The 21,283-nt window shown below is 72.2% G+C and carries 16 protein-coding genes; 8 read left to right on the forward strand and 8 right to left on the reverse strand.

Annotated elements, in window-relative coordinates:
• Positions 1-39: 39 nt before the first annotated feature.
• The gene (locus tag ACW69E_RS09575; RefSeq protein ID WP_457497736.1) at positions 40-507 is read right to left on the reverse strand and encodes an ATP-binding protein; all 468 of its coding nucleotides are present in this window, start codon (positions 505-507) and stop codon (positions 40-42) included.
• A 454-nt stretch (positions 508-961) separates the two neighbouring features.
• On the opposite strand from ACW69E_RS09575, the gene ACW69E_RS09580 reads away from it, so the two are divergent.
• The 4 genes from ACW69E_RS09580 (at position 962) to ACW69E_RS09595 (ending at position 3,884) form a co-directional block, all read left to right on the forward strand.
• A complete protein-coding gene (locus ACW69E_RS09580; RefSeq protein ID WP_457497737.1) occupies positions 962-1,762 on the forward strand; it encodes a PASTA domain-containing protein in 801 nt (266 codons plus the stop codon).
• A gap of 400 nt (positions 1,763-2,162) precedes the next feature.
• On the forward strand, positions 2,163-2,345 hold the full coding sequence (locus ACW69E_RS09585) for a hypothetical protein (RefSeq protein WP_457497738.1): 183 nt from the start codon (positions 2,163-2,165) through the stop codon (positions 2,343-2,345).
• A 448-nt stretch (positions 2,346-2,793) separates the two neighbouring features.
• The gene (locus tag ACW69E_RS09590) at positions 2,794-3,681 is read left to right on the forward strand and encodes a helix-turn-helix domain-containing protein (RefSeq protein ID WP_457497739.1); all 888 of its coding nucleotides are present in this window, start codon (positions 2,794-2,796) and stop codon (positions 3,679-3,681) included.
• The gene (locus ACW69E_RS09595) at positions 3,678-3,884 is read left to right on the forward strand and encodes a DUF397 domain-containing protein (RefSeq protein WP_457497740.1); all 207 of its coding nucleotides are present in this window, start codon (positions 3,678-3,680) and stop codon (positions 3,882-3,884) included. The genes ACW69E_RS09590 and ACW69E_RS09595 overlap by 4 nt, the downstream gene beginning before the upstream one ends.
• Before the next feature lie 64 nt (positions 3,885-3,948).
• On the opposite strand, the gene ACW69E_RS09600 is transcribed toward ACW69E_RS09595, so the two are convergent.
• The 7 genes from ACW69E_RS09600 to ACW69E_RS09630 form a co-directional block, all read right to left on the reverse strand.
• Complete coding sequence (locus ACW69E_RS09600) at positions 3,949-8,070, reverse strand: Eco57I restriction-modification methylase domain-containing protein (RefSeq protein WP_457497741.1); 4,122 nt, start codon at positions 8,068-8,070, stop codon at positions 3,949-3,951.
• Positions 8,070-11,426 carry a DISARM system SNF2-like helicase DrmD gene (drmD, locus tag ACW69E_RS09605; RefSeq protein ID WP_457497742.1) on the reverse strand — a complete coding sequence of 1,119 codons (3,357 nt, stop codon included), beginning with the start codon at positions 11,424-11,426 and terminating at the stop codon, positions 8,070-8,072. Before drmD ends, ACW69E_RS09600 begins: the two co-directional genes overlap by 1 nt.
• 422 nt (positions 11,427-11,848) lie before the next feature.
• Entirely contained in the window at positions 11,849-12,484 is a 636-nt protein-coding gene (locus tag ACW69E_RS09610; RefSeq protein WP_457497743.1) for a DUF4291 domain-containing protein, read from the reverse strand.
• A gap of 67 nt (positions 12,485-12,551) precedes the next feature.
• Complete coding sequence (locus tag ACW69E_RS09615) at positions 12,552-13,538, reverse strand: SUKH-3 domain-containing protein (RefSeq protein WP_457497744.1); 987 nt, start codon at positions 13,536-13,538, stop codon at positions 12,552-12,554.
• On the reverse strand, positions 13,535-13,924 hold the full coding sequence (locus tag ACW69E_RS09620; protein ID WP_457497745.1) for a YwqJ-related putative deaminase: 390 nt from the start codon (positions 13,922-13,924) through the stop codon (positions 13,535-13,537). Before ACW69E_RS09620 ends, ACW69E_RS09615 begins: the two co-directional genes overlap by 4 nt.
• On the reverse strand, positions 13,917-14,417 hold the full coding sequence (locus ACW69E_RS09625) for an SUKH-3 domain-containing protein (protein ID WP_457497746.1): 501 nt from the start codon (positions 14,415-14,417) through the stop codon (positions 13,917-13,919). The genes ACW69E_RS09620 and ACW69E_RS09625 overlap by 8 nt, the downstream gene beginning before the upstream one ends.
• Entirely contained in the window at positions 14,414-16,144 is a 1,731-nt protein-coding gene (locus ACW69E_RS09630) for a YwqJ-related putative deaminase (RefSeq protein ID WP_457497747.1), read from the reverse strand. The genes ACW69E_RS09625 and ACW69E_RS09630 overlap by 4 nt, the downstream gene beginning before the upstream one ends.
• 520 nt (positions 16,145-16,664) lie before the next feature.
• Between ACW69E_RS09630 and ACW69E_RS09635 the strand changes: the two genes are divergently transcribed.
• From ACW69E_RS09635 to rplC, 4 genes are all read left to right on the forward strand, one after another.
• A complete protein-coding gene (locus ACW69E_RS09635; protein WP_093851462.1) occupies positions 16,665-16,868 on the forward strand; it encodes a DUF6229 family protein in 204 nt (67 codons plus the stop codon).
• Positions 16,869-16,971: 103 nt separating this feature from the next.
• Positions 16,972-19,887, forward strand: a complete 2,916-nt coding sequence (locus ACW69E_RS09640) for a type 2 lanthipeptide synthetase LanM family protein (protein ID WP_457497748.1) — start codon at positions 16,972-16,974, stop codon at positions 19,885-19,887.
• Positions 19,888-20,312: 425 nt separating this feature from the next.
• Positions 20,313-20,621, forward strand: coding sequence for a 30S ribosomal protein S10 (rpsJ, locus tag ACW69E_RS09645; RefSeq protein WP_004571821.1), 309 nt, complete (start codon positions 20,313-20,315; stop codon positions 20,619-20,621).
• A gap of 14 nt (positions 20,622-20,635) precedes the next feature.
• A complete protein-coding gene (gene rplC, locus ACW69E_RS09650) occupies positions 20,636-21,283 on the forward strand; it encodes a 50S ribosomal protein L3 (RefSeq protein WP_093851460.1) in 648 nt (215 codons plus the stop codon).

Consider the following 21,283-nt stretch of genomic DNA (forward strand, 5'->3'; position numbering starts at 1 on the left):
TCCATGGTGGTGCGTGGGCGGTACGTGCGTGCGGCGGGATCAGGGGCGGAGGTCGAGTTCGGCCCAGACCGTCTTGCGCGGCGGCGGCCAGCTCTCCACGCCCCAGCGGTCGGCCAGCGCCTCGACGAGCAGCAGCCCGCGCCCGCCCTCCGCCTCCTCGGACGCCGACGGGCCGGGCACGGCCGGGAGGCGGTCGCCGCGCGCGTCGGACACCTCGATGCGCAGCGTGACGCCGCCGCCGTCACCGCCGTTCCCGGTGACGCGCAGGCCCAGCCGGAAGTCCCGGCCGGGTACGCGCCCGTGCAGGACGGCGTTGCCCGCCAGTTCGGCGGTGATCTGCGCGGCCGCCTCGGTGGGCAGCCCCTGGTCGGCCAGGTGCGCGACGGTCAGGAGCCGGGCCAGCCGGGCACCCCGGCGGGTCGAGGACAGGAGCACGGCGAGCTCCCGGGCGGGGGCGGAGGCGGGGGCCGGGGCGGGCCTCTCGGTGCGGGTGGTCTCTGGAGTCACGTCACCCAGCGTGTCCGCCCGCATCCGCCCCGGCCATACCTGACGCCTGCTCAGGGGAATCCTGTTCGGCTCTTGTGCGGGCTTGTGCGGCCGGTGCGTGAGGGGCGATCCTTCCCGCCCCGCTGTGCGCGGCATTCGACCCAGACACCCGTCACGGGCGGAGAACCGGTTTTGCGTATCGCCCGCCCCGGCGGCCCCGCGCGGCTAGCATTCGCGGCACGAACGGCACTGCCAGGGGGGCGGGATGACGTTGTTTCACGCTGCGCGGAACATATCGCGCGGACAGCAAGTACATGACCGGCGGATGATCCGGAGTCTTCCGGGGCGGGGAAAGCGGGCGGGGGGCCGTGCCGCGATCCGCGGGAGGTTCATCGCCTTCGGGGTCTTCGGAGCCTTTCTGCTCGGGGCCTGCTCGGACGCCGACGCCGGGGCGGAACCGAAGGAGACCGTCACCGTGACGGCGACGGCGACCGCCACCGTGACGGCGGAGCCGGAGAGGATCTCCTCCCAGAAGGGCGAGGCCCTCGAAGCGGCCAGGGAGGCCGCAGAGGAGGCCGGTTACGAGGTCTCCGTCCACAACGCCAACAAGGGCGACGCCGAGCCTTCCGGGAAATGGAAGGTGTGTTTCGAGGAGATCGGCTACGGCACCGTCGACTACGGGGCCGTCCGTGAGGGCGCTCTCTGCCCGAAGAAGGACGGCGGCCCGCTCGCCTGGCCCCGGATTCCCGACGTCACCGGCAAGGTCTATGCCAAGGCCGTCGAGGCGCTGGCCAAGGTGGGGGTCGACGAGGACGACATCGACGTCGAGTCGGCGTACAAGGACGTCTCCGTCTCCGCCGCCGACGTGGAGGAGGACCCGGAAGGCTACAAGGTCTGCTTCCAGTCGCCCTCGGCGGGCAAGGACGCCAAGCCGGACACCGAGGCGAAGCTGACCCTGGTCGAGGGCGGCTCCTGCCCGTCGGGCAAGGGCACCTACAAGGACCGCAAGAACGACCCCGACTACACCCCGCCGCCTCCGGCCGCCAGTGGTTCCACCGGAGGTTCGGGTTCCTCGGGCGGCTCGGGTGGTTCGGGCGGCTCCGGCGGTACCGCCCAGTGGAACGGCCAGTGCGAACTGACCTCCCCGGCGGGCAACTGCTACCAGGCAGGCCAGTTCTGCGCCAACAAGCACCTCGGTATGCAGACGCACAACTCCGCCGGCCGGATCATCTACTGCAAGCAGCGCGCCGACGGGCAGCGCTGGAACTACTCGTAAGGGCGTGACCCGGTAGGGGACGCCGACCGACGAGGCCCCTGTCCGAAGCGCTGGTGGACGAGTCCACCGGCGCGGCGGGCAGGGGCCTCGTCGAAGTGAACCCGGAAGCCGGCAACAGTTGATCTCGGAGGCGTCGGTGCTTCCGGCGGGCGGCGGGGTCGCGTTCGGTGACGTGTCGGGCGACGGCGCCGGTGCCGTGCTCGACGCGGATGCGCCGTATCGCCGACCGAGAACTCGACGTCTCACCGCCTACCGTGCACGAGCCCGTTCGGCGTGCAGTGTGCGGTTACGGTCACGCGAAGGTCTCCAGCGGAGGATGTCGAAAGTGGCAGGCGTGGGAGAACGTCGGAACGGCAGGCATGGAAGCCTGCGGAAGGCTTGCGTTGCGATTCTGCTGACAGTGGGCATCGGGGCAGTCGTCGCGGGCGCTGCGACGGCCTACACCGCGCACCGTGATCCCAGCGGCCGCATCGTCGAGCACCGGGTGCCCGAGGAGGAGAGGGAGCGGGTCCGGGAGTACTGGACCGAGGAACGCATCCGGAACGCCGATCCCGCTGGACCACTCGGTATCGAGCCCGACTGACCCGGTGGCGGAGCGGGCCGACCCGTCGCCCACAACGGCACGGTCCCCTCCGACAGCTCCACCGTGCGGCGGACGAAGTCGACCACCATCTCCGGGTGCTCGTCAGGCTTCGGGAACCGGCATCCACTGGACGGCCGGTGATCACCCGACTCCGAGATCAAGTACTGGCGGCTTTTGGGCTCATCTCGGTGACCCTCTGAACGGGGCTTCGCCCTCCCGTCGTCTCCGACGGAACGACTGTATGAAGTGGAATTTCCTGTTCGAGGGATTTTCCGCCGAATGAGTGCGTTAACGGGCTCTCCGTGTCTAATGTGACTCTTGGTGACGGCGCTCGAACGGGGAGTGGCTGTGCGGGTGCGGGCCGCGACTGTGCGGCCTGTACGGCGTGACGGCTTCGTTTCGGGCGCTGTTGGACACGGGCACGGCGAACACGGAGGGGTTGGTGCACATGGCTGTGGACGACAACGGCGCGGCACGCGGGATCCACACCACGGACGGCGCGGACGGCACGACCTGGGAACCCGACTGGGACGACGAGTACGCGCCGGTGGTGAAGGCCGCCGGCCGCCAGATCAAGCTGTGGCGAGAAGGTGCGGGCCTGACCCAGCAGGAGCTGGGCGACGCCATCGGCTACAGCCTGGGCATGGTCTCGGCCGTCGAGCGCGCCAAGCGGCTGCCGCACCCGGACTTCCTGGGCAAGGCGGACGAGGTCGTGGGCGCGAGCGGCAAGCTCGCCGCGATGAAGAAGGACGTGGAGGAGGCCCGGTACCCGAAGAAGGTGCGGGATCTGGCCAAGCTGGAGGCCGAAGTCGTTGAGATGGGTGGTTACAACAACCACAACATCCATGGCCTGTTGCAGACGGAGGAGTACGCGCGAGCGCTGTTCAACATGAGGCGCCCGGCTCACTCCGAGGACGACCTCGAACGGTACGTGGCTGCTCGCATGGCCCGACAGGAGATCTTCAAGCGGAGGCCGACCCCGACACTGACCTTTGTCCAGGAAGAGGCGACGCTTCGACGCCCGCTCGGGGGCAGAATGGTGCTGCGCCGCCAGCTCGAACACCTGCTGGAGATCGGTCGGTTGCGGCACGTCGAGGTCCAGGTGATGCCGCTGGATCGTGAAGAGCATGCGGGGATGGGAGGTCAGCTCCAGGTGCTGAAGCTCAGGGACGGCACGGCGGTGGGCTACTGCGAGTCCCAGCTCAACACCCGTGTGGTCTCCGACCCCAAGGAAGTCCAGGTGCTTGAGCTGCGGTATGGCATCATCCGCGCCCAGGCTCTCAGCCCACGGGAGTCGCTGGCCTTCATCGAGAAACTGCTGGGAGAGATCACATGACGCTCAAGCCCTCCGCCGGAGACGGTTCCGCGCCGAACTGGGTCAAGAGCAGCTACAGCGGCAGCAACGACAACGACTGCGTCGAGGTTGCGGCCACCCCTGGCACCATCCACGTCCGCGACTCCAAGGACATACAGGGCCCGCAGCTCGCCTTCGCGCCTGGCGCGTGGGCGGACTTCCTGTCGCGCACGGCAGGTCGCTGACCCCAACAGCAGCGCGTCCCGCGCCTGGCTGTAGCTGAGCGCGGGACGCGGGCTGTGCGACCAATCAGAAGAGCCCGCCGGGAGGCACGAACAGCCCGTCCTGAAACTGTTCCTCCTCCGGCTCCGCTTTCTTCTTGCGCTTCGGGGACGCCTTCCTCTGCTTTGGTAGATGCAGCCCGTTCTCCTGCTCCTGCTTGTAGCGGGCGTGGTTCAGTAGAAGCAGGCGATCCAGGATTTCGGTTCGGGCTATAGGGTTGATGGTGAACCGGGCGCCCTGCCGTGTCTCGTAGAAGTCATGGTCCAGGTCGAGGTCGCTCCAGCCGTACGCCTCGGCAACAGCCTTGTCCACCTCGACATGCGCTGTGCGGAGATCGTCAATATCTGCTGCTTGATCGGTCGGGCTGTGAACAAGGTTGTAGATCTTGGTCAGTCCGATGCCTCGGGCGGCCATAGCGTCACGCTGGGTTCCCTCCAGCATGACTCCAGCATTGGTGAGGCGTTCTGTAGGTGCAGGGTGTGGAAAGGTCTCGTACACGTCCGAGGGTGAGTAGTTGAGGTCGGCTTTCATGGTTGAGGAGTATTTCCAGGCCCACGCTGAGTGGAACCCGCTTGACAACAGGGAAAGGTGTCCTGTCGCGTCGCTGGCAAAAGCGCAGAGTTTATGGGCGAGAACTTGGCTAGCCGATACCCGCGCGGGCATTACTGTGCGGCTCACCAGTGCGATGACGATCACTTTTTCAAGGTTGGTGATTGCCTTATACAGCTCAGGTCGCCGCCGTTCGTACTGCCACCACCTCTCTCGCGCGTTCTTGCTGTGCTTGACCTTCAGCCGCACGGGCTTGACGTCCCGCTCCACAATGGCGAACACGTCCTCGTACGTGGCCGCCTTCTCCTGTGACCAGTCGTGGAAGTTGATGACCCACCGGCTGGCCGAGCAGTCGGGCCGAGAGTTGAGGTCCTCGCCGTTGAGGTAGGGGAAGAGCACGTCCTTGTTGCGCGGGTCCTTGGCGATGAGTTCCCGCGCCTGCTCCGGCGTGAGGATGAAGCCCTTGCCCAGGACGTTCGACCCCTGGAAGGACTGCCCGGCGTTCGCCGCCAGGCGGTACGGCCTGCCGGTCACCCGGGACTGCGGGTCCAGGCTCGGGGTGATGCCGCGCACCTCGTTGCCGTCCAGGACCGGCTTCTCGTCCTCGCCCACCTGTCCGCCCAGCCACAGCAGGGAGACCTCCAGGGCCGCCGTGCCGGGCCAGGGCTGGGACTTCACCGCGCGGTAGACCGTCCATCCGTTCGCGGTCGCCTGGTCGAGGCCGACCTCGCGGGTGTCGCCCTGGGCGATGGTGTTGGTGGCGATGATGCCCGTGCGGCGCTTGGGGGCCAGGGAGAGGTTCCGCAGCAGGAAGTAGGAGCACAGGTCGGCGCTGCCGCGCACTCCGTCGCCGATGCGGTTGACCAGGTACTCGCGGTAGTCCGTGCCGAGGGTGCCGGTGAGCTTCTGGCCGCCGACGAACGGCGGGTTGCCGATCACCGCGTCGAAGCCCTTCGAGCCGCCGACGCCCATGATCTCGGGGAACTCCAGGGGCCAGTGCAGGGGCCTGACCGGTTCCTTGCGGGGGCCGCGCAGCCAGCCGTCCACCATCTTCCGCGCGCGTTCCGCCGAGGCCGAGCCGGGGCCGTCCACCATGGCGGCCACGACCAGTCCGGCCACCGCCGCCAGGCGGTTCTCGTACGCCGCGGCCTTCGCGTCCTGCCTGGCCGCGCGGAACGCGGCGGCGCCCCGCTTGCCACCAACGTTCGTCTCGCCGGTCAGGTCCTCGGCCTCGTCGTCCGAGATGCCCTCGGCGGCGAGCGCCGCGCCCACCACGGCGTCGGCCGCCAGCCGCAGCCGCTCCGACAGCTCCTCCGCCTCGGCCAGCTTCTCCGCCTTCGCGCGCACCGAGCGGATGTCGCTGACGGGGGTGGCCTCGATCTCGCGGCGCAGCCCGGCGGCCCGCGACAGCAGCGTCTCCGTCACGTCCAGCGCCCGCGACACCTCGTCGCTGAGCTGCCGCGCCCCGGAGTCCAGGTGGAACGCCCTGATCTGCTCCAGGTCGACCGTGCCGACCAGCGAGTCGCCGCACCGCAGCGCGTGGTCGAGGAAGGAGAAGGGCCGGTCCTTGGCGAGGGTGATCAGCCACAGCGACAGCTTGGCCAGCTCCACGGCCATCGGGTCGCGGTCCACGCCGTACAGGCACTGGTCGGCGACCAGGCGGCGGGCGATGCGCAGCAGCTCCTCGCGGTCGCCCTCGGCCACGTCGCGGCCGATCTCGGCGGGCAGGCCGTCGCGGAGCCAGGCGTCCACCACGCGGTCGGCCAGGTAGCGGCAGGCGGAGACGAGGAACGCGCCGCTGCCCATGGCCGGGTCCAGTATCCGCAGCGCCAGCAGCTCCTCGGCCCGCTTCGCCCGCCACACGCCCGGTTCGGTGCCGCCGTCCGCCGGGCCGGGGGAGAAGCACAGCGGGGCGAGGGTGTGCTCGACTATCTCCTCGGCGAGGGCCTTGGGCGTGTAGTGGGTGCCGGTGTCGCGGCGGTCGCCGGAGCGGACCATCACCACCGACCCGGCCGGGAAGACCATGAGGTGGCCGCGCAGGTCCCTGCGTAACAGCCCGGCGAAGGGGGCGACGCGGGAGGACAACCGCTCGTCGTTGTCGCAGGCGGCGTCGAGGTCGGCGGCGACCGCCCCGGTTATTCGGGCATCGAGTGCGCGCCGTATGCGCAGCGGTGTGGCGCCGGCCGCCTCGGGGAGCCTCTCCTCCAGTACGCCCGCCGCCGCCCACTCCTCCAGCGCGGACAGCGTCAGCACCGCCTCCTGCCTGCCCTCCAGGCCCAGATAGGGCTCGTGGGCGCGGATGCAGCCGTACTCCAGCAGGCCCTCGTAGACGTGGCCGATCTGCTCCACGTCCAGGCCCTTGTAGGACAGGGCCTCGCGGCCGCCGCCCCGGCGGCGCAGCGTCAGCAGCGCGTCCAGGATCCTGTGGACGGCCCGGTCGGTGACCTTGGCGGCGGCCAGCCAGGGGAAGCGGTCCGGGTCGAACAGCGAGCCGCCGTAGGGCGGGATGCGCAGCGCGTCGTGGACGCAGCCGCCGTGGACGGCGGCGAAGACCGCCAGCAGGCGCGGCCAGACGGCGGCGCGGCGGTCGCCCAGCTCGTCGCCGTGGCGGGACTGCTGCTCCTCCAGGGCGTCCAGCAGCGGCGAGACGGCGTAGGAGTCGTCGTACAGCCCGTCCCCGGCGGGCAGCAGGCGCTGCTCCTCGGCGTAGAGGAGGAAGACCAGGCGCATCATGACCGTCAGCGCGCCCTCGTACACCCGCCGGTCGCCCACCCCGGCCAGCAGGCCGCCGCCCGCCTCGCGGTCCAGCCGCGACAGCTCGGCCACCAGCAGGGAGACGGCCTGGCGGACCTGGCGGCCCAGGGTGTCGGTGACCTCGGACTGCCGCTCGGCGGTGCGGGTGAACAGCGCGGCGAGCGAGGAGGTGGGACGGCCGTCGCGGTCCCGCTCGGGGAGGGCGGCGCGGCGGGCGTGCAGCAGGCTCGCGAACGCCCGCAGCAGCAGCGGCTCCTCCAGCCACAGGTCGGCGTCGAAGACGGCCAGCGCGCGGGCCTGCTTCGGGCGGGCGTGCACCAGCGCCCACTCGCGGCCGTTGGTGAGCACCGCCAGCGGGACGCCGTGGCGGCGGGCGGCCTCGGCGGCGCGGTCGGCGGGGGAGAGGTCCTCGCCGCGGGCGCGGGTCAGGGGCTCGTCCCAGCCGGTGCGCAGCAGCAGCACGCGGGGGCGCGGGCCGGTGCCGTCGCCGGGGGCGGCGGGGCCCGTCAGCACCGCGTCGGGGGTGTGCCCGCCCGCGCGCAGCGACTCGGGCAGCGCCGCGCCCCCGCGCAGGCCGGGCGTCCAGCCGAGCAGCTCGCCGGTGACCAGCTCCTCCCAGGCGGGGCGCAGCAGGTCCGGGTCCTCCCGGACCTCCTCCCAGGCCTGGCGCAGCCGGGCCCGGACCCCGGCCGGGACGTCGTCCAGGCCCTGCGGGAAGACCTCCGTCAGCACCGGCAGCGAGACGAACGGGCCGTCGGGGCGGAGCAGCCTCAGCCAGTCCTCGTGCTGCTCGGCGGGGGTGGGGGCCAGGGCCCCCTTGGGGATGCGGCGTCGTGCGGGCGGCATCAGCGGCGGTCTCCACGGGCGAGGGCGGACGGTACGAGGAAGGTGACGGCGACGGGGAACCAGCGCGGCACCGGATCGGCCCAGCGGCGGCGCAGCGCGGCCGTCTCCCGCTCGGTGATCTCGGGGATGGCGCGCAGCCGCTCCTGAAGCGCCTCGCGGTCGGCACGGAGCTGGCGGCGCTCCTCGTCGGCCTCGAACAGGGAGCCCTGCTCCCAGTGGCCGCGGTCGTCCAGGCGGTCGCGGATGGAGCGCTCCAGCTCGGCCAGCACCTCCCGCACGCCCTCGACCTCCCGCTCGCAGTGCCTGGCCAGGACGGTCTCCAGGGAGCGGAAGCGGGCGCCGGCGCGGTTGCGCAGGGCGCGGGAGAGGCGGTCCTCCAACGCGGGCCACAGCCCGGCCAGTTCGGCGAGCACGGACTCGGCGGGCGGCTCGTCGGCCGCGGCGGCCAGCCAGGCGTCCACCCGCTCGCCGCGGGCGGTCTCCAGCCGGCCCGACTCGATGGTGCCGCCCGCCGCGATGACCTCCTCGTGCAGACGGGCGCCGCCGCTGCCGGAGACCACCACCCGGCCGTGGGCCACCACGGCCGGGGTGCGCAGCAGATCGCCGGGGACGACCCTGGCCGTCACCCGCGACAGCCGCGCCTCCCGCCCGCCCGACCACAGCTCGGCGCGGAGCAGCCGCAGGCACATCCGCACCAGGCGGTGGCCCAGGTGCAGCAGCACCACGTCCGTGCGGTCGCGGGCCTCGGCCTCGTCGAAGACGGCCAGGCGCTCGGCGCCGGTCAGCGGATGGCGCAGACCGTCGTTGCGGGCGTGGGCCCAGGCGCCGGGCAGCTCCGGCAGCCGGAAGCAGCGGGCGCCGCGCCCGGCCGGATCGGGGACCCCGGCCAGGTCCTTGCGGTGGGCCAGCAGCAGCGCGGTGCGCACCACGCGCTCGACGGTGGCGGGGGTCAGGTGCAGGGCGTCGCGGCTGCCCGCCAGCTCGCCGACCAGCTTCTCCAGCTCGCGCGCCAGATCCCGCTCCACCTTCAGCACGGCACGGCCCGAACGCCTGGTGATCTCGGCGTCGGCGGACGACCAGTCGGCGCGGCGGCCCAGCATCTTCCGCTCCACGCGGGCGGCGATGACCTCGCCCGCGCTGCCCAGGTCCTCGCGGATCGCCTCGGTCTTGCGGGCGGCGACGGCCAGGAAGTGCAGCTCGTCCTCCAGGGTGCCGTCCTCGTGCGCCGACTCCTCCGGCACCGCCATCAGCGTGGCCCGGCCCTCCGGCGCGGTGCGGGAGGAGCCGCGGGCGCCGCTCAGCGAGGCGCCGCGCTCCGGACCCGATCCCTGCGCGGCCCGCTGCCAGCCGGCGGGCACGAAGTGGAAGACGTCCACCTGCTCGGCCCGCTGGCCGTGGCGGTCCACCCGGCCGTTGCGCTGCTCCAGGCGGTTGGGGTTCCAGGGGATCTCCCAGTGCAGCAGGCGGTGGCAGTGGGCCTGGAGGTTGATGCCCTCGCTGGCGGCGTCGGTGGCCAGCAGGACGCGGACGGGCGACAGCGACGGGTCCTCCTGGAAGACCGTCTTGACGTGCTCGCGCTCGGCGGGGTCCTGGCCGCCGTAGAGCTGGGCGATGCGCTCGGCCGGGTGGCCGGCGGCGACCAGCCGGTCCAGCAGCCAGCGCTGGGTGTCGCGGTACTCGGTGAAGACGATGACCCGCGCCTCCTCCCACTCGCCCTTCGGGCCGCCGGGGCAGACGACCGGCTCCAGCCACGCGCGGAACGCCTCGAACTTCGCGTCCGGGCGGCGGGCCGCCTGCCTCGCCCACGCCGACAGCTCCCGCAGCAGGCCCTCCTCACGGGCGGTGAGGGGGCGGGTCAGACCGCGCACGGCCGTCAGCGCGCGCTCGGCGGCCTCGGTGTGCTCCTCGTCGCTCTCGGCGGTCTCCTCCACCCGCTCGATCAGCGGGCGCAGGACCCGCTCGGCCCGCTCGGCCCGTTCAGCCCGCTCGGCCCGTTCGCCGGAGGCGCGGGAGGCCGGGGGCAGGCCGCCGGCGGTGCCGGTCATCGTCCTCAGATGGACGTCGATCGTCTCGGCGAACGCCTTCGGGGAGGACAGGAAACGCTTCTTCAGCAGCGTCGTCACGAAGTCGGCGGCCGTGCGCTCGGCGCGCCCGGCGCCGCCCTCGCGGCGGGAGCGGGCGTACTCGGACAGCTTCGCGTAGGCGCCCCGGGCCTCCTCGCCGTAGGCCACCTCCAGGGCGTGCGGGACGCGCCGGGGGAAGCGGGGCTTCCCGTTCCAGGCGGGCGGCAGCTCCGACTTCAGACGGCGCACCATCACCCGCTTCAGCTGCTCGGGCGAGGGGCGCACACCGCGGGCGAAGCGGTGGTCGTCCAGCAGCTCCAGCAGCGCGGTGAAGGACTCCAGATAGCCGTTGTGCGGAGTGGCCGACAGGAACAGGCGGTGCTCGCAGTGCGGAGCGAGGGCGCGGACGGCCCGGGTGCGCTGCGAGTCGACGGCGTACCGGCCCGTGCCGGAGGGCGCGCAGGTGTGGACCTCGTCCACCACCAGCAGGTCGAAGGCGCGCGGGTACCCCGGCACCGGCGGCAGCACCTCCCGCAGCATCCGCATCGGGCGCTCGCGCTTGAGCCAGTCCACCGAGACGATCAGGCGCGGATAGTGCGTCCAGGGGTTGGCGTACAGGCCACGGGAGCGGCGCAGCTCGCGCAGCAGGCGGCCGTCGACGATACGGAAGTCCAGACCGAACTTGTCGCGCATCTCGTCCCGCCACTGGAGGGTCAGCCCGGCGGGGCAGACGACCAGCATCGTGCGGGCGCGGTGACGCAGCATCAGCTCCTGCATCACCAGGCCCGCCTCGACGGTCTTGCCCAGACCGACGTCGTCGGCGATCAGCAGGTTGGTGCGCGGCATGGACAGGGCGCGCACCACCGGATCGAGCTGGTAGTCCTGGATCTCCACCCCGGAGCGGAACGGCGCCTGGAGGGCGGTGCGGTCGGCCGAGGCGACCGCACCCCAGCGGACCGCGTCCAGGAAGGCGTCCAGACGGGCGGGCGCGTCGAAGCCGGCGGCGGGGGAGGGCAGGGCCTCCCGCTCGTGGACGACCGGGCGCTGCTCCAGCTCCCACACCACCCGTAACTCCTCGTCGCGGGCGTCGTCCTCGACGGAGACCAGCGCGACGAGATGGGGCGCGGCGGCGTCGGCCAGACGGGCCGGGTCCTCGCCTGCGACCGTGGAACGGGTCACCTCCGAGACGACCCACTGGCGGTTGCGGACGGTGACGAGCTGGCCGGGGGCGGGGACGGGCGGACGGTCCCCGGGGCCCGGGGCCGGGACGGTCTCCACGGTCGCGCCGGTCATCTTCCTCAGCTCCCCGCCTCGCCTCGCGCTGTCGTACTGCGTCAACACGCTTTTCTTGCACGTGACTTGACACAGCATCAGAGAAGCTTACGACCGTTCGAGCGGTTTGTGCCCCGGAAGTGCGATCATCCTCCGATTCCCCGGGCCGGTGCCCGTCGCCGGGGTGGGTCCTGTTCGGTCGTGCGGTAGGCCCCGTGGAGGACACGAAGGCGGAGACGAGGCCCCGGGCTCCCCGGGAGGCAACGGAGGCCGGCTGCGCGCGGACGGCCGGCTCCCGGGTACCGGCCGTGGCCCGGGGCCCGGAATCACCGGAGGCGGCTCCGACGGGCGTCGGCGACCTGTTCCTTTTCATGCCTCGAAGTCCCGTCACCCCGAGGATGGGGAGCATGTGCTCACAGGAACGACACCGTCGTGCAGGAGGGCTACCCGGGCGTGCCGCCGATGCGTTCGCGTATGCCCTCAGGCAGTGGGTACGGGATCTCCCGTGGGAGCCCGGCCGACGCCTGGTCCAGGCGACCGGCCGTGACATCACGGTGAATCGCCCGAGCGGAGCCGGTGATATCCGAGATCCGGACGACCCACTTCTCCACATACCGTTCCACGGCTTCGCCCGACAGACCGATCTGAATGGCGCGGTACGGCAGGGGTTGAAGCGTGATCGAACGTTCCGGATCCCACTGGACCCTCACGGGACTGGCCCTCAGCTGCTCCTTCCACGCCCCCACATCGGCGTGGACCTTCGGCGCGTAGTGGCTGAGACTCGCATGAGAGAGTGCCCACTCGAACCCCTCCCTCGTCATCTCGATGGCGAGGACCCTCTCCTGGCCCGGCTTGGTGGCCCAACCGGAGCGGTACATCATCCACAGGAACGACGGCTTGATCCACGTCATCCGCTCACGTTTGAAAGGGGCCACGAACGTGCCGGCGGCGAGCGCGGCATCGGCTATCGCCGGCGGGTACGCCTGGTACACCGTGATGGTCTCTTCCGTGAAACGCGCCCTCACCTGCCGGCCCGCCACGGGCAGTGGTGCGTCCGTGGACCTTCTCTCGGACGTCATGCCGGCGTTCCCTCCGCCCAGGCACTGGAACGCCGGACGACGGGCCCGTCGCCCTCTTCTCCGCACGTCACGCCGGCGTGCTCTCCGCCCAAGCGCCGAAGGCGCGGGCGGCGGACGACACCGCCGCACCGGCGGTGCCGACGGACGCCCCGGGGCCGGCGGCCAGATCGAGCGCGAGGGGCGCGGCGTCCGCCGAGCCGTCCACGCGGATCCGGCAGTCGACCGAGGCCAGGGGCATCACCGTGCCCGGCGGCGGGAGCACCGAGACGGCGAGTTCCGCCCCGCGCAGAGCCGCCCCGGCCTTCCCCAGAGAGCCGGATACCTCCCGCGCCAGGAGACCGGCGTTCTCCTCCAACGAGGTGGGGTGCAGGTCGAACCGCTCGTCGAAGGACACGGCCCCGAAGCCGCGCAGCGCCGTGACGCGGACGCCCAGCGTCCTGGCGCTGCGGACGCCGTGGCGGTGCAGGACGTAGACGGCGGTCATGGCCGTACGCAGCGCCTCGGCCACCGGGCCGTCCCCGTCGCGGGGAATCGGCCACCGCCATCGGCGGTTCTCCAGGCGGTGCGGCGCGTGCCCGTGCGCCAGCGCTTCGAGCCCGGCACCCGGAGATTCGCCCAGCAGCCACCATCCGCCGTGGTCCACGGCGAACAGGCGGCCCGCCTCGTCCACGGCGAGCAGCGAGTCGCCGTCCGTGCGGCCGAAGGGGAAGAGCCGTACGCCGAGCGCCTCTGCCGGCTCACCGAACGCCCGGTGGGCGTGCCGGGCCAGAGCCGGATCGACGACGGCCCCGGTGGCCGCGCAGTCCCTCCCCGCCCCGGCGGGCGGTATGCGCAGGCCGTGGAACTCCCGGAGCGCCCGCTCCGCCGCGGGGAAGAGTTCCCACCGGGCCGGGTGCGGGCCCGAAGCCGGTGAGACCGTGCTCAGCACTTCCAGCAGCGCCGTCATCGCCTGATCCCGCACGTCCCGGCCGGGACTCCAGCCACCGGCCCGCAGTGCCGGGTGCTCCTCCACGCGTTCCACGGCGTCCACGAGATCCACGGGGTCTGTCCTCACGCGCTCAGGATCTGCACGGACAGCCTCTCCAGGAGGGCCGTGCACGAACGGCATGGCGGGGTCGGCTGCCCGTGCTCGGGGTCGCCCTGCTCGCGGATCTTCCGGGACATGATCGCCGAGCCCTCGAAGTGCGGGCGCGCCTCGTCGAGGGTGGTCGTGCGGCCGTCCGCGCGCTCCTGGTCCAGGCGCCACAACTGGTCGGAGACGAGCGCGGACTCGGCGCAGTGGCCGATGAACGGCTCCCGTTGCTCAGGGGGGAGCGCGTCGAAGAACTCCCGTACCGCCGGATGGAGTTCGGGCCGCCCGTCCCCGGTCGGGTTCGTCTGGCTCACGACCGCGCCCCGGACGAGCAGGGAGGCGGCGACACCGGGAACGCCGTCAGACATAGAAATCCTCCGCGTCCTGCATGTCCGCCGTCATGAAGTTGGTGACGGCTTGCAGCGCATCATCGCCCAGGTAGTAGTTGCCCGTGTGGTGCATGAGGAAGAAACGCCCTCTGCCGTCCACCAGCATGACGGCACCATCATAGGTGTCGAAACCCAACGGGAAGAGACTTTCCCCCAACTCCCCGGAGAACTCCTCGATTCCTTCGGCGTCCCCCTTGTACGCAAAACCCGGCTTCGCTACGAAGTGGTTCTCGGGGCTGTCGTCAAAGAGAATCCTGAGCCCCCCGAAGCTCCGGATGAAGTCACGCGCATACTCGGAGACAACGTAGGAGACGCCGTATTCGGCGGCCTGTTCCCGAGCCTTCTGGACGAGTGCGTCCGCTTCGGCGCCGATGTCGCGCTCAGGACTCCATCCGTACTGGCGGAACCATGTCTCGGCCTCTTGCCGAGACGAGGGAAATCTCATCGCCTCTCCGTCTTTCTCTTTCCTCACTTGTGGGCCGCCACCCCGAGGATGGGGAGCATGTGCTCACAGGAACGACACGGCTTCTTGTAGTCACCATGAGCGAGGTTTTCCTCGGAGGTCACGGATTCGCCGATCTGCCGGGTGTGGACCACGGCTCCCGACAGCGCTTCGCGCGCATCCTCCACCGTACGGATCTTCGTCCCGTCAGGATCGATCTGGTGAAGCCGGTCGGAAATGAGTGACACCTCAGCGCACTTGCCATGCCCGGCTCCCGTCCTCTTCCCCTTTTCGGTGAGTTCGGTTTCCACCTGCTTCAACGCATCCGCGACGGCTGGGTGGGTTTCGGGGATCTTCACGCCGTGCTTCTTGGTGGTGCTGGTATGTGAAGTGATGATCCCGTCGTGCAGGAGGCTACCCGAGCATGCCTTGGGGATCCGGTCCTTCCCGACCGGGTAGTCGCCCTTCTCCCTCACCGGTTCGTCGCGCGCCGCGTTGGCCAGGGTCAGCGACTCCTCCTCCAGGACCCGTACGCGCTCTTCCTGGGGCAGGTGGTCCACATGCAGCGCGTCGCCCCGGTGGTGCCGCATCTTTCCGGCGCTGCGCCCGTGCCAGTCGGGCTGCGGGTTCATGGGGCGGCGCTCGGGACGCCCGTCGTTGCCGCCTCCGCCGCCCGGCGGCCCGCCTCCGCCCGGCCCGCCGCCGCCCGGGCCCTTCCCCCTGCCGTCGTCGGTGCCGTCGCCGGGCTTGATCCTGTCGAAGGAGTCCTTGGTGCGGCGGTCGTTGTCCTTGTGGGAGTCGGCGATGCCGCGCACGCCCTTGGGCAGGGCGCCGCCGAGATGATCGCCGAGCTGCTTGGTGGCCTTCTCCAGGGCGTCCATGCCCCGGTCGGCGACCTCGTTGACGAGGTTGGCGATCTCGTCCCGGCCGCGGGTGCGGCCCTGGTGCCCGCGCGCCTTGCCCAGCTTGCCGGAGGTGCGGCCGTTGAGGGAGCCGGCGGCGGTGTTGAGCTTGGTCGCGGCCCGGTCGTGCTCGTCCTCGTCGATGTCCAGGGTGCCGATCAGCCCGCCCAGGCGCGGCGGGACCGGCGGTCCGCCGTCGGCGGAGGCCAGGTTCCATCCCTGCTGGAGTCCCTCCTTGCCCGCGTCGCCGACCTTGTCCATGTCGACGCCGTCCTGGGTGCCCAGTCCGTTGGCGGCCAGCTGCACCACCAGCTCGGCGGCCATGTTCTCCAGCGCGGCCACCGCCGGCTCGGACATCGCGGTGACGATCTCCTCCACCGCCAGGTCGGCGGCCTCCTTCAGCGCCCGCTTGACCGCTATGCGGCACGCCTGGATCGCGCCCGCGCTCAGCAGGGTGGACAGCCCGGCGGTGAACGGGGCGGCGGCCAGCCCGATGCCGATGGAGGCGGCCAGCGCGATCAGCTCGCCGACCGCCACCGCCTTGCGGCCCGCGATCAGACCGGCCGCCCCGTCCAGCGCGTCGGCCAGCACCCGGGCGGCATCGCCCAGGTCCTTCATGTGCTTGCCGTTGACCTTGCCCCAGTAGCCGTTCAGCGCGCTCAGCGCCTCGCTCTGTCCGGAGGAGATCAGCCGTTCCATGCCCTTGTGCGCGGCCTGGGCGTCCTCGTCGACGTCGTCGGCGAAGTCCCGCAGCTCCTTGGCCATGTCGCGGTAGTCGTCCTCGTCGACGTTGGGCCAGCCCACGCCGATGATGTCGAGCATCGCGTCGGCGCCCTCGGGCAGCACATATCCCATGGCCCAACTCCCCCCGCCAGCCGATGAGTTCGCACTGTGGTCGTGCGGTCATCATGCCGCAGGGGGGTGACACGGCGCCTCCGGGAAACGTCCGGGGGGCTCCTGGGCGGAACGGTCCGGCCGCACCGACGGCCGGGGACGGCCAGGGACGGGCCGGCTGCGGTACGGCAGGGGCCCATGTGGCCACCGGGACGGGCCCGCCGGGGGCCGGGCCGCGCGATCGGGCCCTGTCGGCCGGCGGATCATGGCCGGTTCCGGCGTACGCCGGGCGCGCGCGGGCGGGTCCCGCGGGCCGCCGGGCGAGGGGAGCGTGCGCCGGGGCGCACAACGTCTCACGTCATGGCGCCGCCGGTCCGTCCGGAGCGTCCCGGCGGGGGCCGTCGGGGGCCGGTGCCTTCCCGGGCGCAAGCTCCTGTTGTCGCCAGTGAGGAGAGTCCGGATTCCGCCCGGCGTCCTTGTGGACGGAGTGTGAGTACCTGAGCCTTGGCCTTCACACTTCCCACCACTCTGGAGGTTTGTCATGCCCCAGGCAACTTTGACGCGGGCCGACGAGATCGTCGCCGCCTGGCTCGACGGCGCGGAGAACTCCCACGGCGAACCCAACCCGGCCGGCCCGCTGTACGTGGGCGGCGCCGCCACCGAGGCCGCGCTGGTGGACGCCACCGACGCCCTGTTCACCGCGTGCAGCAGCTGCACCGGCTCGTTGACCACCTTCTGCTGCTGACCGGCGCCACCACCGCCCCGGACGGCGCCACGCCGCCGCCCGGGGCACCACCGGAGGACCCCGCCGCGGCACGGCCGCGGACACCGACAGGAGCGAGCAGGCCATGACAGACGTCACCGGCAGGCAGGACACCCCGGCCGAGACCGGCCACTTCGAGGCGCCGGTGGCCGCCTGGACCGCAGGCTTCCCCGCCGAGCTGCGCCACCGCCTGGCGGCCGTACCCGGCCTGAGCGACGCGGAGCGGACCCTGATCGCGGTCACCGCACGCACCGCCCAGCTCGCCTCCCTGCAACGCAAGCTCAACCGGCTCCTGCTGCTGGAACTGCGGGCCCAGAGCCTTACGGGCGCCCTCCCCGGCGCGGACGGCCGCGAACGCTGGGCGGCCTTCCAGGAACGGGCCCGGACCCCCGAGTTCCGTGAACGACTGGAGGCCCGGTACCCCGGACTCGGCGAGCGCGTGGCACGCGCCACCGCCCCCCTGGCCGACGCCGCCGCCGAACTCGCCCGGCGCCTGGCCGGCGACCGCGACCGGCTCCCCGCACTCCTGGGCCGCCCCGCCGGGCGGCTGACGGCCCTCCGCCTCGGGGCGGGCGACCCCCACCAGGGCGGGCGTACCGTCGCCCACCTCACCTTCGAGGGCGGCAGCGTGATGTACAAGCCGCGCCCCCTGGACACCGACACCGCGCTGGAGCACCTGCTCGTCCGCCTCTGGTCGCACCCCGGCGCGCCCTCCGGCCCCCGCCCGCGCACCCCCCGCGCGCTCCTGCGCGACGGCTACGGCTGGACCGCCCACGTCCCCCACCGCTACTGCGCCGACGAGGCCGAACTCGCGCAGTACTACCGCACCCTGGGCCACTGGCTGGCCCTGATGCGCCTGACCGGCGGCACCGACCTGCACGCCGAGAACCTCATCGCCCACGGCCCCGAACCCGTCGTGGTGGACGCCGAATGCCTGTTCACCCAGGACGTCCCGCCCGCCGGGGACAGCGGGCGCGGCGCCGCCGTGGACGCCGCCGCCGCCGTCATCCGGCGCACCGTGCTGCGCACCGGCATCCTGCCGACCCGGATGGGCGGTTATGCCATGGGCGGCACCGACCTCTCGGCGGCCGGGGCGATCCCCGGACAGCAGCCCCTGATACCGGTGCCCGTCATCACCGGCGGCGGCACCGACGGCGCCCGGATGGACACCGAACTCATCGCACCACCGCCCTCGGCGAACCTGCCCGCCGCCGAGCCGGCCCTGTTCCGGCACTGGGACCGGGTGCTCGACGGATTCCGCGAACTGACCGCCCATCTGCACCGGATGGACTCCGAGGGCGGCGGACTGCCCGAGCTGCTGCGGCCGTTCACCGGCTGCCGGGTCCGGAACCTGCGCCGCGGCACCCAGGCGTACGTCGACATCGGCCGGATGCTGTGGCACCCGGCCTCCCTGCACCGGCCACAGGAGGCCCGGCGGCGGGCCCGCGAGGTACTGCTCGGCAACGCCCGGGCACTGCCCGGCGCACCGGACTCCCCCGAGACCATCGAATCGGAGATCGAGGACCTGCTCACCGGCGACATCCCGGTGTTCACCGCCGTGGTGGACGAGGCGACGATCCGGCACGCGGTGGCGGACTGGCGCGGCGCGGACCTCCGGATGGAGGAGTCCGTCATCCAGGGCGCCCTGGTGGGCGCCTACCTCAACGAACGCACCCTGCCGCCCCGCGTGCGGGCGGACCTGCCCGCCCCCCGGCACGACGGGCTGGAGCGGCGCCGGCGCGCCATGGCGGCGGGGCTCGTGCGGACCCTGTGCGAGGAGGCCGTCACCGGCGAGGACTCCACCGTCACCTGGGTGAGCCCGGTGCTCACCGGCGTGGGCTGGGCCATCCGCCCGCTGTCGGCCGAGCTGTACACCGGACAGGGAGGCGTCGCGGTCGCCCTGGCCGGATATCTGCGGGAGGTGCGGCGCGGCCGGGCCGACCCCGTGCCCGGGCTCGAAGGCGTCCTGGAGGGCGCGCTGCGCGTGCTGGCCGCCACCGAGGACACCACGGCCACCGCCTTCATCGGCGGCTACACCGGCATCGCCTCCCAGGTGTGGACGTGGACCGAACTCCACGGGCTGCTCGGCGACGAGGCCCACCTGGCCCGCGCCCGGCTCCGCGCCGCCGCGCTCACCCCCGAACTGCTCGACGAGGACACCGACCTCGACATCCTCGGCGGCGCCGCCGGGGTGATCGTCCCGCTGCTGAACCTCGCGCACCTCACCGGCGAGGAGAGGTGGCTGGCCACCGCCGCCCGCGCGGCCCGCCGCCTGGAACGCACCGCCGTCCGCGACGACCGCGGGGCCCGCTGGTCCACCGCGCTCTTCGCCGAGGGCATCGGCGGCTTCGCCCACGGCGCCACCGGGATGGGCTGGGCGCTGCACCGCCTCGCCCTCGGCGAGGCCGGCACCGACGCCGACCGCCACCGCTGGCGCGAGCTGGCCGGGGCCGCCCTGTCCTACGAGGAGTCGCTGTGGGACCCGGAGGCCGGCAACTGGCACGACGCCCGCATCGGCAGCCAACAGGACCACGCCACCGCCTGGTGCCACGGCAGCACCGGCATCGGCCTGGCCGCCGTCGACCTCTACCACCGCACCGGGGACCCGGCCCACCTGGCCAACGCCCACCGCGCGGCGGCGGCCGGCCTGGCCGACGGCTTCGGCTGGAGCCACACCCTGTGCCACGGGGATCTGGGGCTCGTCGAGCTGCTCACCCACCTGCGCACCCTGCCCGCACCCGACCCCGGCCCCGGCGCCGCGCCCGTCCCGGCCCCGGTCCGTGTCCCCGACATCCGGGAGCTGCTGGCCGGGCTGCTCACCGACCTCGAACACCGCGGCCCGGTCGGCGGACTGGCCCGGGAATCCTTCTCCCCGGGGCTGATGCCCGGCCTCAGCGGGGTCCTGCACCTGCTGCTCCGCCTCACCCCGGACGCCGCCGGACCCGGATACCCCCGCACCCCGCTGCTCCTCACCGCTCCCGAGGGCCTGAGCCCGCGCTAGGGAACGGCGCCCAGGGGGTGCCGCGGGCGGGTGCGCAGGATTCGGCGGCGTTCCGGCGGGGTAACGTGATGGGTCCGATTGGCATCGGCGATGCCCCGTGTGGCAGACTGTCCGGGTTGCTCGGTTGAGTGCCGATGCTGCGCGCCTCCCGCCGGGAGGACCGGAAGCGAGTCCCAATGTATTCGTCGCCCCTCGTCAGGGGCGGAAGTACGGGAATCTTCCGGGAAGCGTGGGCGGGGTACCGACCAGGCGCCCGGTGGGTTTCCTCCCCCGGTTCCGCGGTCTCGCGCACCGCATCCCCAGGCAGGGAAATTCAAGGATTTCCATGGTGGCGGGAATGCGACACGCCCGACCGCGTGGGTCGGAGGAGAGTGTGGTCCCGCCGGGTCCCGGAGCGTGACGAGAGACAGGACTACGAAGTAGCCATGGCGGGACAGAAGATCCGCATCCGGCTCAAGGCCTACGACCACGAGGTCATCGACACCTCGGCGAAGAAGATCGTCGAGACGGTGACCCGTACTGGTGCGTCGGTCGCGGGCCCGGTGCCGCTGCCCACAGAGAAGAACGTGTACTGCGTCATCAAGTCGCCGCACAAGTACAAGGACTCGCGCGAGCACTTCGAGATGCGTACCCACAAGCGCCTGATCGACATCCTCGACCCGACGCCCAAGACCGTTGACTCGCTGATGCGCCTGGACCTGCCGGCCGGCGTCGACATCGAGATCAAGCTCTGAGAGGCGCGGTAGAGATGACCACCAAGCAGATCAAGGGTGTCCTGGGCGAGAAGCTCGGCATGACCCAGGTCTGGGACGAGAACAACCGTGTCGTCCCGGTCACCGTCGTCAAGGCCGGCCCCTGCATCGTCACCCAGGTGCGCACCGCAGACAAGGACGGCTACGAGGCCGTCCAGATCGCCTTCGGCGAGATCGACCCGCGCAAGGTGAACAAGCCCCTCAAGGGCCACTTCGCCAAGGCCGACGTCACCCCGCGCCGCCACCTGGTGGAGCTGCGTACCGCCGACGCCGGCGAGTACACGCTCGGCCAGGAAGTCACCGCCGAGGTGTTCGAGTCGGGCGTGAAGGTCGACGTCACCGGCAAGAGCAAGGGCAAGGGCACCGCCGGTGTCATGAAGCGCCACGGCTTCGCCGGCCTCGGCGCCGGCCACGGCACGCAGCGCAAGCACCGCTCTCCCGGCTCCATCGGTGGCTGCGCCACCCCGGGCCGCGTGTTCAAGGGCCTGCGCATGGCCGGCCGCATGGGCAACGAGCGGGTCACCACCCAGAACCTGACCGTCCACGCCGTTGACGCGGAGAAGGGCCTGCTGCTCATCAAGGGCGCGGTTCCTGGTCCGAACGGCGGCCTCGTCCTGGTCCGTACCGCGGCCAAGGGGGCCTGA

The organism is Streptomyces sp. SS8 (assembly GCF_054072955.1).

Excerpts from the sequence above, each read along its gene's own strand:
- ACW69E_RS09590 (WP_457497739.1), top strand. The coding sequence starts at position 2,794 with ATGGCTGTGGACGACAACGGCGCGGCACGCGGGATCCACACCACGGAC.
- ACW69E_RS09595 (WP_457497740.1), top strand. The coding sequence starts at position 3,678 with ATGACGCTCAAGCCCTCCGCCGGAGACGGTTCCGCGCCGAACTGGGTC.
- ACW69E_RS09600 (WP_457497741.1), bottom strand. The coding sequence starts at position 8,070 with ATGCCGCCCGCACGACGCCGCATCCCCAAGGGGGCCCTGGCCCCCACC.
- drmD (WP_457497742.1), bottom strand. The coding sequence starts at position 11,426 with ATGACCGGCGCGACCGTGGAGACCGTCCCGGCCCCGGGCCCCGGGGAC.
- ACW69E_RS09610 (WP_457497743.1), bottom strand. The coding sequence starts at position 12,484 with ATGACGTCCGAGAGAAGGTCCACGGACGCACCACTGCCCGTGGCGGGC.
- ACW69E_RS09620 (WP_457497745.1), bottom strand. The coding sequence starts at position 13,924 with ATGTCTGACGGCGTTCCCGGTGTCGCCGCCTCCCTGCTCGTCCGGGGC.
- ACW69E_RS09630 (WP_457497747.1), bottom strand. The coding sequence starts at position 16,144 with ATGGGATATGTGCTGCCCGAGGGCGCCGACGCGATGCTCGACATCATC.
- ACW69E_RS09635 (WP_093851462.1), top strand. The coding sequence starts at position 16,665 with ATGCCCCAGGCAACTTTGACGCGGGCCGACGAGATCGTCGCCGCCTGG.
- ACW69E_RS09640 (WP_457497748.1), top strand. The coding sequence starts at position 16,972 with ATGACAGACGTCACCGGCAGGCAGGACACCCCGGCCGAGACCGGCCAC.
- rpsJ (WP_004571821.1), top strand. The coding sequence starts at position 20,313 with ATGGCGGGACAGAAGATCCGCATCCGGCTCAAGGCCTACGACCACGAG.
- rplC (WP_093851460.1), top strand. The coding sequence starts at position 20,636 with ATGACCACCAAGCAGATCAAGGGTGTCCTGGGCGAGAAGCTCGGCATG.